A 14090-nucleotide genomic window follows, 5' to 3' on the forward strand; every position below is an offset into this window, starting at 1 on the left:
GGTGGGAGAGGGTTGGGGTGAGGGCATCAGGCCGCACAACCTCAGGTTTTCCCCGCTTTCGCCAGCTCCTTCACCAGCGGCAGCATTACTTTCACCACATCGCGGCTGCGGTGCTCAATGCGCTGCGGCAGCGCGCTATCAATATGCTGCTGATTATCCAGCATCACGTTATGCCAGCTCGTCCCGTCCGGAAAGGCTTTCGTTTTAGCCCGCTGCTGATAGCCATCTTTCTTGCCTAACGCCCAGTTGGTGGCTTCGACGTACAGCACCGGGATGCCCGCTTTATCGAACACTTCACCATCGTTACAGCAGCCCGTTCCGCGCGGATAAGCCGGATTGCCGCCAGGATTGGTCGTGGCATACACGCCATGGCTGCGTGCAATTGCCAGCGCCCGGTCACGGGTCAGTTTACGCACGGTACCCGGCGTACTCTGTCCGCTATTAAAATAGAGCTTATCGCCAACGATTAAATTATCGAGGTTAATCACCAGCAGCGTATTTTTCTTCTCCTCAGCGCTCATGCGCTTAAGGAAATTCTCCGCGCCGAGTTTGCCTTCCTCTTCGCCGCTGGTTGCCACAAAGCGAATACCGTATTTTGTCGGAATGTTTTTCATTCGCTCGGCCAGTTCAAGCATTACGCCCAGACCCGCCGCGTTATCGTCCAGCCCTTGCAGCGTCAGCCCGCCCAGATTGTTATCGGTATCGGTGTCGCTCATGGGCGCGTAAGTGTCCAGGTGCGCCATAATAATGATCTGCTCAGCCGCGCTACCTTCATGTGCCGCAATAACGGTACTGCCTGTCACGTTATGCCAGTTTTTTGTTTTATTTCGTGAGGTGTAGATATAGCGGCTGTGAAACGAGCGGATATCGCTCTGGTAGCCCATATCGGCAAACTGCTGGCGAAGATAGTCAGCGGAAAGCATTTCCGCAGGGGAGCCGGTCATGCGTCCGGGAAAAACGGTGGCAATATGCCGCGCCTGCATATTGGCGATTTCACCATACGGTTGATTTTTTGCCTGAGCCGGAAGGATAAAGCAAACGCCGAGCGCCAGGGCAACGTATCGGTGGCGCATTGCGGAAAACATAGTGAGTCCTTAAAAACAGAGCAAAATTATAACCCGCTTAGTATGAAACTGTGATCGGCCATACACAATTTGAATTGCTCTTAAATGCCCGAAATTTCGCGTGTTAAGCACTTTTTGATATTTGCTTTTTCATCGCGTTATTCCATTGAGTAACTACTCATTCCAATTCGTAATTTCATTCGGTCTAAGCCGCCCCCTATAGTCCCTCTATTCCTCGTTGTTAGTGAGTTGTTGCTTGTGGACTATCTGCCCCTTTTTGCTGCGATTAAAGAAAAACCGGTACTGGTTGTGGGTACGGGTGAAATTGCCGATCGCAAAATCGCGTTTCTGCAGCGCGCGGGCGCGCAGGTGCGGGTTGTCGCAGAAGCGGAGTTCGACGAGTCACAAATCGACAGCGTGGTGCTGGTGATTGCAGCGACGGAGGATCGCGAACTCAACCGACGCGTTTCCGAGGCCGCTCAGGCGCGTTACCGCCTGGTGAACGTGGTCGACGACCAGCCTTTGTGCTCGTTTATCTTCCCGTCGATTGTCGACCGCTCGCCGCTGCTGGTGGCGATCTCCTCCGGCGGTACCGCACCGGTGCTGGCGCGCGTGCTGCGGGAAAAGATTGAAGCGCTGTTACCAACCAGTCTCGGACGTATGGCAGAGAAAGCGAGCTACTGGCGCAACCATCTGAAAACCCGCCTGACCAGCGTAACGGAACGCCGTCGCTTCTGGGAGCGGGTATTCCGTGGCCGCTTTGCCAGCCTGATGCACGCCGGTAATGAGACGGCAGCGCAAAAAATCCTCGAAGACGAGCTGGATAACCCCGGCAGCACGGGCGGGGAGATCATTCTGGTGGGGGCAGGTCCGGGGGATGCCGGGTTACTGACCTTACGCGGACTGCAGGTGCTACAGGACGCGGACGTGGTGTTCTATGACCATCTGGTCACCGACGGTGTGCGCGAGCTAATTCGTCGCGATGCCGAGCAAATCTGCGTGGGTAAACGCGCAGGCGAGCACTCGGTACCGCAGCACGACACCAATCAGATGCTGGTTGCCGCAGCGAAAGCAGGCAAAACCGTGGTGCGCCTGAAAGGGGGCGATCCGTTCATCTTTGGTCGCGGTGGCGAAGAACTGCAGGCGGCAGCCGAAGCAGGCGTGCCGTTCCAGGTGGTGCCGGGGATTACGGCGGCCTCCGCGGTAACGGCCTACGCAGGTATTCCGCTTACGCACCGCGATTACGCCCAGAGCGTGACCTTTGTAACTGGTCATTATAAGGCCGACAGTACGCCGTTTGACTGGTCGCATCTCGCCCAGAGCCGACAGACGCTGGCCATCTATATGGGCACCATGAAGGCGGCGGACATCAGTGAACAACTTATTCAGCACGGTCGCGAGGCGACAACGCCGGTGGCCGTGATTTCTCGCGGTACCCGCGTCGATCAGCGTGTGGTGACCGGTACGCTACAAGACCTTGCAGTCCTGGCGAAAGACGCCCCGATGCCCGCGCTTATTGTGGTGGGCGAAGTGGTACAGCTGCACAGCACGCTCGCCTGGTTTCAACATACAACAGACTCAGAGGGGTTTGGCTCCTCTGTGGTGAATCTGGCTTAAGGAACGGTTATGGACCAAAAACGACTTACTCACCTGCGACAGCTTGAAGCGGAAAGTATCCATATTATCCGCGAAGTGGCCGCCGAGTTCTCTAACCCGGTGATGATGTACTCCATCGGTAAAGATTCCAGCGTGATGCTGCATCTGGCGCGTAAAGCGTTTTATCCGGGTACGCTGCCGTTCCCGCTGCTGCACGTGGATACCGGCTGGAAATTCCGTGAGATGTATGAGTTCCGCGACCGTACCGCCAAAGCCTATGGCTGTGAGCTGCTGGTGCATAAAAACCCGGAAGGGGTGGCGATGGGCATTAACCCGTTTGTTCACGGCAGCGCCAAACACACCGACATCATGAAAACCGAAGGGCTGAAGCAGGCGCTGAACAAGTACGGTTTTGACGCCGCTTTCGGCGGTGCGCGCCGTGACGAGGAGAAATCCCGCGCCAAAGAGCGTATTTACTCCTTCCGCGACCGCTTCCACCGCTGGGATCCGAAAAACCAGCGTCCTGAGCTGTGGCACAACTACAACGGCCAGATCAACAAAGGCGAAAGCATTCGCGTCTTCCCGCTCTCCAACTGGACCGAGCTGGATATCTGGCAGTACATCTATCTGGAAAATATCGAGATCGTTCCGCTTTACCTGGCGGCTGAGCGCCCGGTGCTGGAGCGTGACGGCATGCTGATGATGATCGACGACGATCGCATTGATTTACAGCCGGGCGAAGTGATCAAAAAACAGATGGTGCGTTTCCGTACTCTTGGTTGCTGGCCGCTGACCGGCGCGGTGGAGTCCAACGCGCAAACGCTGCCAGAGATCATCGAAGAGATGCTGGTATCGACCACCAGCGAGCGACAGGGGCGCGTCATTGACCGCGACCAGGCAGGCTCGATGGAGCTGAAGAAACGTCAGGGTTATTTCTAAGGAGCCGCCATGAACACCACGATTGCCCAACAAATTGCCAACGAAGGCGGCGTAGAAGCATACCTGCACGCACAACAACACAAGAGCCTGCTGCGCTTTCTGACCTGCGGTAGCGTTGATGACGGTAAAAGCACGCTGATTGGTCGCCTGCTGCACGACACGCGTCAGATCTATGAAGACCAGCTCTCTTCCCTGCATAACGACAGCAAACGTCATGGTACTCAGGGCGAAAAGCTCGACCTGGCGCTTTTGGTGGACGGCCTGCAGGCGGAGCGCGAGCAGGGCATCACCATTGATGTTGCGTACCGCTATTTCTCCACCGAGAAACGCAAATTTATTATTGCCGACACGCCGGGGCATGAGCAGTACACCCGCAACATGGCCACCGGTGCATCAACCTGTGAGCTGGCGATCCTGCTGATCGACGCCCGTAAAGGCGTGCTGGATCAAACCCGTCGTCACAGCTTCATCTCCACGCTGCTGGGGATCAAACACCTGGTGGTGGCGGTGAATAAAATGGATCTGGTGAACTTCAGCGAAGAGACCTTCGAGGAGATCCGCCAGAGCTACCTGACCTTTGCTGAACAGTTGCCGGGTAACCTTGATATTCGCTTTGTGCCGCTCTCGGCGCTGGAAGGGGATAACGTTGCCTCCCAGAGCGCCAACATGCCGTGGTACAGCGGCCCGACGTTGCTGGAAGTGCTGGAGACGGTTGAAATTCAGCGCGTGGTGGATACCCAGCCAATGCGCTTCCCGGTGCAGTATGTGAACCGCCCGAACCTCGATTTTCGCGGCTTCTCCGGCACCCTCGCCTCGGGCACCGTCACGGTGGGGCAGCGCGTCAAAGTGCTGCCGTCGGGTGTGGAGTCGTCCATTGCCCGTATCGTCACATTTGATGGCGATCTGCAGGAAGCGGGTGCCGGTGAAGCGGTGACGCTGGTGCTGAAAGATGAGATTGATATCAGCCGCGGCGATCTACTGGTGGATGCGCAGGAAACGCTGGCGGCGGTGCAGGGTGCTGCCGTGGATGTGGTGTGGATGGCTGAACAGCCGCTGACCGCAGGCCAAAGCTACGACATCAAAATTGCCGGTAAGAAAACCCGCGCCCGCGTGGACGGTATCCAGTTCCAGGTGGACATCAACAATCTGACCCAGCGTGAAGTGAGCGAACTGCCGCTGAACGGTATTGGCCTGGTGGATCTCACCTTTGACGAGCCGCTGGTGCTGGATAAATATCAGCAAAATCCGGTAACGGGTGGACTTATCTTTATCGATCGCCTGACCAACGTTACCGTTGGTGCAGGCATGGTGCGCGAGCCTAATCAACAGGCGGCAGCGGTGTCTGAATTCAGCGCCTTTGAGCTTGAACTGAATGCGCTGGTGCGTAAGCACTTCCCGCACTGGGGTGCACGCGATCTGCTGGGAGGCAAGTAATGGCCGCCCATGATGAGAACGTCGTCTGGCATCCTCATCCGGTTACCGTCGCTCAGCGGGAGCAACTCCACGGCCACCGTGGGGTTGTGCTGTGGTTTACCGGGCTGTCCGGCTCCGGTAAATCGACGGTCGCGGGCGCGCTGGAAGAGGCGCTGCATCAGCAGGGGGTGAGCACCTACCTGCTGGATGGCGACAACGTGCGTCACGGCCTGTGCAGTGATTTAGGGTTTAGCGATGAAGACCGCAAGGAGAATATCCGTCGGGTTGGGGAAGTGGCCAGCCTGATGGCGGATGCCGGGCTGGTGGTGCTGACCGCGTTTATCTCGCCTCACCGCGCCGAGCGGCAGATGGTACGCGAGCGCGTCGGTCAGGATCGATTTATCGAGGTGTTTGTCGATACGCCGCTGGAAATCTGCGAAGCGCGCGATCCGAAAGGGCTGTATAAAAAAGCCCGCGCGGGTGAGCTGCGAAACTTCACCGGCATCGACTCGGTCTACGAAGCGCCTGAATCCCCTGAGATCCACCTGGAAGGTCAACAATTGGTAACAAATTTAGTAAGCCAATTATTAGACCTGCTCAGACGGGACGATATTATCAGATCCTGAGACGGTATCGTTCGGGAGCTGTCTTCCCGAACGATGAGTCACGGTCACAGGATTAGCTATGCGCAACAGTGAAAACTACATGATTACCACCGGGTCGGATCCGATAGCGACCGACGACGAGACGACCTGGTCCTTTCCCGGGGCCTTCGTCGGCTTCGTCTCGTGGTTGCTGGCGCTGGGCATCCCGTTTCTCATCTACGGCGGTAACACGCTGTTCTTCTTTCTCTACACCTGGCCCTTCTTCCTGGCGCTGATGCCCGTGGCGGTTGTCGTCGGCATCGCCCTGCATTCACTGCTTAACGGCAAACTGCTGTACAGCACCGTTGTCACGATTGTGACGGTGGTCCTGATGTTTGGTCTGTTATTTTTGTGGCTCATGGGCTAACTTCAGCCATAATTCAAACCGTAACCAACTGTGTGACGATATTGAGCAGGGCGATTCTGCGGAAAAAATGTGGTACATTTGCCCGCGATGTTGCGGCATCTCTGTTACTCCGGCATAGAGCGCCGGGGGCGTTGTGGGATGAAGATGCCGTTTTTCAGGGGGCAGGATGGGTAAACTAACGCTGCTGTTGCTGGCTCTGCTGGTCTGGCTGCAATATTCGCTGTGGTTCGGTAAAAACGGACTGCACGACTATAGCCGGGTAAGCGATGACGTCGCGGCTCAGCAGGCAACTAACGCCAAACTTAAGGCGCGAAACGATCAACTCTTTGCTGAAATTGATGACCTCAATGGCGGGCAGGAGGCGATTGAGGAACGCGCACGCAATGAACTCAGTATGACTAAACCGGGCGAAACCTTTTATCGTCTGGTTCCGGATGCGTCTAAACGCAATCAGGGCTCAGCACAAAACAATCGATAATCAGGCCCAGGATTACGACATGGCAGTGACTTTTTCGGACGTATGCGCCGTGGTGCCGGCCGCGGGTTTTGGCCGGCGCATGCAGACAGAATGTCCCAAGCAATACCTCTCTATTGGCGATAAAACGATCCTCGAACATGCCGTGGCGGCGCTGCTGGCGCACCCCCGAGTGACGCGTGTCATCATCGCCATCAGTCCGGGCGATGCCCGGTTCGCACAGTTACCGCTGGCCGCTCATCCGCAGATCACCGTTGTTGATGGCGGTGCCGAGCGCGCCGATTCCGTGCTGGCGGGCATCCAGGCCGCTGGCGATGCCCAGTGGGTACTGGTCCACGACGCTGCGCGCCCGTGTCTGCATCAGGACGATCTTGCGCGTCTGCTGGCGCTAAGTGAAACCAGTAAAGTCGGTGGCATTCTGGCCGCGCCGGTACGCGATACCATGAAGCGTGCCGAGCCTGGCAAACAGGCTATCGCGCATACCGTTGAGCGCGTCGATCTCTGGCACGCGCTGACGCCACAATTTTTCCCCCGCGAATTACTCCACGACTGCTTAACGCGCGCGCTTAAAGAAGGTGCGACCATCACCGACGAAGCCTCTGCGCTGGAGTATTGCGGTTTCCACCCAACGCTTGTTGAAGGGCGCGCTGATAATATAAAAGTGACGCGTCCGGAAGATTTACAGCTCGCGGAATTTTATCTTACCCGTTCGACCCATCAGGAGAAGGCATAATGCGAATTGGACACGGTTTTGATGTACACGCCTTTGGAGGCGTTGGCCCAATTATCATTGGCGGCGTGCGCATTCCTTATGAAAAAGGGCTGCTGGCGCATTCTGATGGCGACGTGGCACTACACGCCTTAACCGACGCCTTGCTGGGCGCGGCGGCGCTGGGCGATATCGGCAAGCTGTTCCCGGACACCGATCCGGCGTTTAAAGGCGCAGACAGCCGTGCGCTGTTGCGTGAAGCCTGGCGCCGTATTCAGGCGAAGGGTTACACCCTGGGTAACGTCGATGTGACGATCATCGCTCAGGCCCCCAAAATGCTGCCGCATATTCCTCAGATGCGCGTATTTATCGCTGAAGATCTGGGCTGCCATATGGATGACGTCAACGTCAAAGCGACCACCACGGAGAAACTGGGCTTTACCGGTCGCGGCGAAGGCATCGCCTGCGAAGCCGTGGCGCTGCTGGTGAAGGCGAGCAAATGACCGATTTTGACAATCTGACCTACCTGCACGGTAAACCGCTGGGGAGTGGTCTGCTGAAAGCCAGCCCCGAAGATTTCGTGGTCGTGGAAGATTTGGGCTTTGAGCCGGACGGCGAAGGCGAGCATATCCTGGTGCGCATCCTCAAAAATGGCTGCAATACCCGCTTTGTGGCCGATGCGCTGGCTAAATTTCTGAAAATCCATGCCCGCGAAGTGAGCTTCGCCGGGCAGAAAGACAAACACGCGGTCACCGAACAGTGGCTTTGCGCGCGCGTTCCCGGCAATGCGATGCCTGATTTAAGCAAATTTGAGCTTGAGGGCTGTAAGGTGCTGGAGTACGCCCGTCACAAGCGCAAACTGCGTCTGGGGGCGTTGAAAGGTAACAACTTTACCCTTGTACTGCGTGAAGTGACCGACCGTGACGACGTGGAAAAACGCTTGCAGGGCATCAATGAACGCGGTGTGCCTAACTATTTTGGCGCACAACGTTTTGGCATCGGCGGCAGTAACCTGCAGGGCGCACTGCGCTGGGCGCAGAGCGATGCGCCGGTGCGCGACAGGAATAAACGCAGTTTTTGGTTGTCGGCGGCCCGCAGTGCGTTGTTTAATCAGATCGTAAGCGAACGGCTGAAAAAACCGGACGCGAATCAAGTTGTTGTCGGCGATGCGCTACAATTAGCGGGACGCGGTAGCTGGTTTGTGGCAACGGCCGAAGAAATGGCCGATGTACAGTCGCGCGTGGACGCTAAAACGCTGATGATCACCGCAGCCTTGCCCGGCACGGGCGAGTGGGGTACGCAGGGTGACGCGCTGGCCGCGGAGCAGGCAGCCGTGGCCGAAGCGCAAGAATTACAATCATTGCTGGTGCGGGAAAAAGTCGAAGCAGCACGCCGGGCGATGTTGCTCTACCCGCAGCAGTTAAGCTGGAACTGGTGGGATGACGTAACCGTTGAGTTACGCTTCTGGCTGCCGGCAGGTAGCTTTGCCACCAGTGTTGTCAGGGAACTTATCAACACGTCGGGTGATTATGCGAATATTGCTGAGTAACGATGACGGGATCCATGCCCCAGGCATTCAGACGCTGGCGAAACACCTTCGCGAATTTGCGGATGTGCAGGTCGTGGCTCCCGATCGTAACCGCAGTGGAGCGTCTAACTCATTGACGCTGGAGTCGTCGCTTCGCACCTTTGCTTTTGAAAATGGCGATATTGCTGTGCAGATGGGCACGCCAACGGACTGCGTTTTTTTGGGGGTGAATGCGCTGATGCGCCCGCGCCCGGATATCGTCGTTTCCGGGATTAACGCCGGGCCGAATCTGGGTGATGACGTTATCTACTCTGGTACCGTGGCGGCCGCAATGGAAGGCCGTCATCTTGGCTTTCCGGCACTGGCGGTATCGTTAAATGGTCACACTCATTACGACACGGCGGCAGCGGTAACCTGTTCTATCCTGCGGGCACTTAGCCGTGAACCGCTGCGTACCGGACGCATCCTCAACATCAACGTGCCGGATCTCCCGCTGAATGAAATCAAGGGCATTCGCGTCACGCGTTGCGGAAGCCGTCATCCGGCCGATCAGGTCATCCCGCAGCAGGATCCGCGCGGCAACACGCTCTACTGGATTGGCCCTCCCGGCGATAAGTGCGATGCGGGGCCGGATACCGACTTTGCCGCTGTGGATGAAGGCTATGTCTCGGTAACGCCGCTGCACGTAGATTTAACCGCGTATAGCGCGCATGATGTGGTGTCGGGCTGGCTTGATCGCGCAGGAGTGAACGCGCAATGGTAAGCAAACGTGTACAAACTCTTCTGGAACAACTTCGCGCACAGGGGATCCGCGACGAGCATGTGCTTGACGCGCTCGCCCAGGTTCCGCGTGAGAAATTTGTAGATGAGGCGTTTGAACACAAAGCGTGGGAAAACGTGGCGTTGCCCATCGGGCAGGGCCAGACGATTTCGCAGCCCTACATGGTGGCGCGCATGACGGAGCTGCTGGAGCTCACCCCCGACTCCCGCGTGCTGGAGATTGGCACCGGGTCCGGGTATCAGACTGCGATTCTGGCGCATCTGGTGCATCATGTGTGCTCGGTTGAGCGGATCAAAGGTTTACAGTGGCAGGCGCGTCGTCGCCTGAAACAACTTGATTTACACAATGTTTCGACACGACACGGTGATGGATGGCAGGGTTGGCAGGCTCGCGCCCCGTTTGACGCAATCATCGTGACGGCGGCTCCACCGGAGATCCCTGCGGCCCTGTTGTCGCAGCTGGATGAGGGGGGCATTCTTGTATTGCCTGTTGGCGATGAGCAGCAGCTGTTAAAGCGCGTTCGTCGACGTGGCGACGAGTTTATTATCGATACCGTAGAAGCCGTGCGCTTTGTGCCTCTGGTAAAGGGGGAACTGGCCTAAGACTCGGAATTATCCAGGGTTATTAAGGCAAATTCAGCGTATGGTGTGGCGCGAAAGAGTCGTGCCATCACGGTTAATTTTAAGTCACTGGTAGTTAACACATTCCTGGGGGATAAATGAGCGCGGGAAGCCCTAAATTCACCATCAGCCGTGTTGCGGCATTATCACTGGTTTCGCTCTGGCTGGCAGGCTGTTCGAGTTCTAACAATGCACCTGCGCCTGTCAGTTCTGTTGGCGGAAACAGCGGCTCCGGTAACACGTCCAGCGGAATGTTGATCACGCCGCCACCTAAAATTGGCACTGCTGCGTCGCAGCAAACACCACAAATTCAGCCTGTGCAACATCCTGTTACACAGCCAACACAGATTCAGCCAGTCGAACAACCTGTTCAGACCCAAAATGGCCGCATAGTGTATAACCGTCAGTATGGGAACATTCCGAAAGGCAGCTATACCGGCGGCAGCACCTATACCGTGAAACGTGGCGATACGCTGTTCTATATCGCGTGGATCACCGGGAACGATTTCCGTGACCTCGCGCAGCGCAACAACGTCCAGGCACCGTATGCGCTGGAAGTCGGGCAGACGCTCCAGGTGGGCAACGCGACGGGTACGCCGCTTACGCCTGGCAATACCGTTTCTGCAGCCGACGTGACCGCGCAAAATAACAGCGTTAAGCCTGCACAAAAATCCACCACGGTGGTTGCTTCACAACCTGTAATTACGTATTCTGAAGATTCAGGTGATCAGACTGCTAACAAAATGTTGCCGAATAATAAAGGGACTGCGACTGCTGTCACAGCACCGGCTACGGCACCTGTGGTTAGCTCTACTGAACCGACTGCCAGCAGTATGAGTTCCAGTTCGCCAATCTCAACCTGGCGCTGGCCAACTGACGGTAAGGTTATCGAGAACTTCTCTTCCTCCGAAGGAGGGAACAAAGGGATCGATATCGCAGGAAGTAAGGGACAGGCTATCATCGCGACCGCAGACGGACGCGTTGTGTATGCCGGTAACGCTCTGCGCGGTTACGGTAATCTTATTATCATCAAACACAACGATGATTACCTGAGTGCCTACGCCCATAACGACACAATGCTGGTCCGGGAACAACAAGAAGTTAAGGCGGGGCAAAAAATCGCTACCATGGGTAGCACCGGAACCAGTTCTACACGCTTGCATTTTGAAATTCGTTACAAGGGGAAATCCGTAAACCCGCTGCAGTATTTGCCGCAGCGATAAATTGACGGGGCATGCCAGCCAGGGTGTCTCGTTCAGGGATCACGGGTAGGAGCCACCTTATGAGTCAGAATACGCTGAAAGTTCATGATTTAAATGAAGATGCGGAATTTGATGAGAACGGAGCAGAGGCTTTTGACGAAAAAGCCTTAGTAGAAGAGGAACCCAGTGATAACGATTTGGCTGAAGAAGAGCTGTTATCGCAGGGTGCCACACAGCGTGTACTGGACGCGACTCAGCTTTACCTTGGGGAGATTGGTTACTCCCCACTGTTAACGGCCGAAGAAGAAGTCTATTTCGCACGTCGTGCTTTGCGTGGTGATGTTGCCTCGCGCCGTCGCATGATTGAAAGTAACTTGCGTCTGGTCGTGAAAATTGCCCGTCGTTACGGTAATCGTGGTCTGGCTCTGCTGGATCTGATTGAAGAGGGCAACTTAGGTCTCATCCGCGCAGTAGAGAAGTTTGACCCAGAACGTGGGTTCCGCTTCTCCACCTACGCGACCTGGTGGATTCGTCAGACCATCGAACGGGCCATTATGAACCAAACCCGTACGATTCGCCTGCCGATTCACATCGTCAAAGAGTTGAACGTCTATCTGCGTACCGCGCGCGAGTTGTCCCATAAACTGGACCACGAGCCAAGCGCAGAAGAGATTGCTGAGCAACTCGACAAACCGGTTGATGACGTAAGCCGCATGCTGCGTCTCAACGAGCGCATTACCTCGGTTGACACCCCGCTGGGTGGCGACTCCGAAAAAGCGCTGCTGGATATCCTGGCCGATGAAAAAGACAACGGCCCGGAAGACACCACGCAGGACGATGACATGAAACAGAGCATCGTCAAATGGCTGTTCGAACTGAACGCCAAACAGCGTGAAGTGCTGGCACGTCGTTTCGGTTTACTGGGGTATGAAGCTGCGACACTGGAAGACGTCGGCCGTGAAATTGGCCTGACCCGTGAACGTGTTCGTCAGATTCAGGTTGAAGGTCTGCGCCGCCTGCGTGAAATTCTGCAGGGGCAAGGTCTGAATATCGAAGCGCTGTTCCGCGAATAAGCAACCTTTCGTCAAAAAAAGGCCCGTCGTGAGACGGGCCTTTTTTATCTCTTACGGTTGCGCCGTTTCGTGCAGCAGACGCCAGCTGATTTTCTCGCCATCCCGATTGAGCACCGCGGTTGACCAGCGTACGTTGACGGGCTGGTCCGGGCGGGTCTGCGTCTCCCGGTAATGAAGCACCGCACCGTTATCCCATGACTGAATCGTGGCTAGCTCATCAATGATGATTTTAAGGCCGGGTCGGCTTCCACGCTGGGCGTGCAGAAAACGGACAAGGGCGTCATGGTTTAAATGCGCCCCACTCGGGGGAACCATCAGAAAGTTTGGCTGGAAACGGGCGAGCAGGGCATCAATATTACCTTCACCGGCACCCAGCCAGTTTTCCAGTGCGATATGAATATCAATGATGTCGTGTTCGAAAGGCGTCATGGTTTCTCCTGTTGCAGTTGTGCAAGCACCTGCGGGTTGTTAAGACGAAATACAGAGATGACGGGCACCAGGGTGATGGCCGAAGCAACCAGAAACATCCCGTGCCACGCGGCGACGGGGGGCAAATACCTCTGGGCCAGATCCAGCACCTGTGCCAGCAGAAAGGCACCCGCAAAAAAACTCAGCTGACGATTAAGATTCCACAGCGCGCTGGCATCAGCCATCTCTTCCCGACGCGTTGTCAGAAATGCACTGCTCTGCGCCGTACTGCTGCAAAGACTGCCTCCTGTGCCCATTAATGCAAACGCAACGATCGCTGGCAGCGTGCCCGTGGTCGCACTGACGCTGAGCAAAAGCAGAATACCGGACGCCTGAAGCAGGCAACCCGCGATCAACAGAGGTCGGGGGCCGACACGGTTAAAGTAACGGCCCGTTGCGGTGATGGCCATAAATGATGCCAGAGACCACGGCAGCATCAGCATGCCCGTCGCGGCTGGCGTCATGTTGGCCACGCTCTGCAGATAAAACATGCCGGTGACGTTTATTCCGATAAACATGCCGGGGACACATACATAAACCATCATTGAAACGCGCAGAAGCGGATCGGCGATCAAACTCAGGTTCAGCAGTCGGTTTGCTTTCATCGCGGGCATTTCATGCTTAAGCCACAGACAGGCCAACGCAAAGGTCAGGAGAGCAACCGGGAGGGTAGCAAAAAATACCCACCGCCAGCTTAACGCCTGAACCAGTACGCCCCCTAACGCAGGTGAGCATGCGGGGGCAAGCAGTGCAACCAGCATGACGGCGGAAGAGAGCCTGGCGCGTTCATGCGCTTTAAACTGTTGCCAGGTCAGCGCTTGCCCTACGGGGATCAATAAGCCACCGCCCACGCCCTGCAGCACCCGCCAGGCAATCAGACTTTCAAGTGTGGCAGACAAGCCTGCCGCGGTGGAGACTACGCTAAAGAGAACCAACGAGAGAAGGATGACGTGCTTTGCCCCGATGCGGCGCGTCAGGGCACTGCTGAACGGGATCACCAGCGTCAGGCCGGCAATATACCCGTTACTGACCCAGGCAAGTGCAGAGGGCGTGGCGTGATAGGTCTGCGCCATTGCCGGAAAGGCGACGCTGGCAATAAACATGTTGATCAAATCAAGAAAAAAGCCCAGCAGATAGACTACGGCGACTTTGCTGCGATACGTCATGGTGGATCCTCCGGTGAGGGGGCGTATCGTATCGGCTTGTCCGGT

At 56.4% G+C, this 14090-nt stretch carries 16 protein-coding genes; 13 read left to right on the plus strand and 3 right to left on the minus strand.

The window, feature by feature from the left end; all coding sequences use genetic code 11:
- Positions 1–41 precede the first annotated feature (41 nt).
- Entirely contained in the window at positions 42–1085 is a 1044-nt protein-coding gene (locus EQV24_RS14540; RefSeq protein WP_130626719.1) for an aminopeptidase, read from the minus strand.
- 246 nt (positions 1086–1331) lie between these two features.
- Here EQV24_RS14540 and cysG point away from each other — a divergent pair, with 246 nt between their 5' ends.
- From cysG to rpoS, 13 genes are all read left to right on the plus strand, one after another.
- Positions 1332–2681 carry a siroheme synthase CysG gene (gene cysG, locus EQV24_RS14545; RefSeq protein WP_161496891.1) on the plus strand — a complete coding sequence of 450 codons (1350 nt, stop codon included), beginning with the start codon at positions 1332–1334 and terminating at the stop codon, positions 2679–2681.
- A gap of 9 nt (positions 2682–2690) precedes the next feature.
- Entirely contained in the window at positions 2691–3599 is a 909-nt protein-coding gene (cysD, locus tag EQV24_RS14550; protein ID WP_008499613.1) for a sulfate adenylyltransferase subunit CysD, read from the plus strand.
- Between the two features lie 9 nt (positions 3600–3608).
- Positions 3609–5033, plus strand: a complete 1425-nt coding sequence (cysN, locus tag EQV24_RS14555; protein ID WP_020689300.1) for a sulfate adenylyltransferase subunit CysN — start codon at positions 3609–3611, stop codon at positions 5031–5033.
- Positions 5033–5638: an adenylyl-sulfate kinase gene (gene cysC / locus EQV24_RS14560; protein WP_013098503.1), complete on the plus strand. Its 606-nt coding sequence runs from the start codon at positions 5033–5035 to the stop codon at positions 5636–5638. The genes cysN and cysC overlap by 1 nt, the downstream gene beginning before the upstream one ends.
- A gap of 58 nt (positions 5639–5696) precedes the next feature.
- Positions 5697–6023 (plus strand): DUF3561 family protein, encoded by a 327-nt coding sequence (locus EQV24_RS14565; protein WP_013098502.1) that lies wholly within the window; start codon positions 5697–5699, stop codon positions 6021–6023.
- Positions 6024–6189: 166 nt separating this feature from the next.
- Positions 6190–6501: a cell division protein FtsB gene (ftsB, locus tag EQV24_RS14570; RefSeq protein ID WP_003862095.1), complete on the plus strand. Its 312-nt coding sequence runs from the start codon at positions 6190–6192 to the stop codon at positions 6499–6501.
- Between the two features lie 19 nt (positions 6502–6520).
- Positions 6521–7231 carry a 2-C-methyl-D-erythritol 4-phosphate cytidylyltransferase gene (ispD, locus tag EQV24_RS14575; protein WP_013098500.1) on the plus strand — a complete coding sequence of 237 codons (711 nt, stop codon included), beginning with the start codon at positions 6521–6523 and terminating at the stop codon, positions 7229–7231.
- Positions 7231–7710, plus strand: a complete 480-nt coding sequence (gene ispF / locus EQV24_RS14580; protein WP_013098499.1) for a 2-C-methyl-D-erythritol 2,4-cyclodiphosphate synthase — start codon at positions 7231–7233, stop codon at positions 7708–7710. The genes ispD and ispF overlap by 1 nt, the downstream gene beginning before the upstream one ends.
- Positions 7707–8756 carry a tRNA pseudouridine(13) synthase TruD gene (truD, locus tag EQV24_RS14585; protein WP_130626720.1) on the plus strand — a complete coding sequence of 350 codons (1050 nt, stop codon included), beginning with the start codon at positions 7707–7709 and terminating at the stop codon, positions 8754–8756. Before ispF ends, truD begins: the two co-directional genes overlap by 4 nt.
- On the plus strand, positions 8737–9498 hold the full coding sequence (gene surE, locus EQV24_RS14590; protein ID WP_029883175.1) for a 5'/3'-nucleotidase SurE: 762 nt from the start codon (positions 8737–8739) through the stop codon (positions 9496–9498). The genes truD and surE overlap by 20 nt, the downstream gene beginning before the upstream one ends.
- The gene (locus tag EQV24_RS14595) at positions 9492–10118 is read left to right on the plus strand and encodes a protein-L-isoaspartate(D-aspartate) O-methyltransferase (protein ID WP_013098496.1); all 627 of its coding nucleotides are present in this window, start codon (positions 9492–9494) and stop codon (positions 10116–10118) included. The genes surE and EQV24_RS14595 overlap by 7 nt, the downstream gene beginning before the upstream one ends.
- 116 nt (positions 10119–10234) lie before the next feature.
- A complete protein-coding gene (gene nlpD, locus EQV24_RS14600) occupies positions 10235–11359 on the plus strand; it encodes a murein hydrolase activator NlpD (protein ID WP_130626721.1) in 1125 nt (374 codons plus the stop codon).
- A gap of 59 nt (positions 11360–11418) precedes the next feature.
- Positions 11419–12411, plus strand: coding sequence for an RNA polymerase sigma factor RpoS (gene rpoS, locus EQV24_RS14605; RefSeq protein ID WP_013098493.1), 993 nt, complete (start codon positions 11419–11421; stop codon positions 12409–12411).
- Positions 12412–12462: 51 nt separating this feature from the next.
- Here the strand turns inward: rpoS and EQV24_RS14610 are convergent, their stop codons facing one another.
- Both EQV24_RS14610 and EQV24_RS14615 read right to left on the minus strand, forming a co-directional pair.
- The gene (locus tag EQV24_RS14610; protein ID WP_029883177.1) at positions 12463–12840 is read right to left on the minus strand and encodes a DUF4440 domain-containing protein; all 378 of its coding nucleotides are present in this window, start codon (positions 12838–12840) and stop codon (positions 12463–12465) included.
- Entirely contained in the window at positions 12837–14045 is a 1209-nt protein-coding gene (locus tag EQV24_RS14615; RefSeq protein WP_130626722.1) for an MFS transporter, read from the minus strand. The genes EQV24_RS14610 and EQV24_RS14615 overlap by 4 nt, the downstream gene beginning before the upstream one ends.
- Between the last annotated feature and the right edge of the window lie 45 nt (positions 14046–14090).

Origin of the sequence: Enterobacter sp. A8, assembly GCF_004296595.1 — a bacterium.
Lineage (GTDB): Bacteria > Pseudomonadota > Gammaproteobacteria > Enterobacterales > Enterobacteriaceae > Enterobacter > Enterobacter cloacae.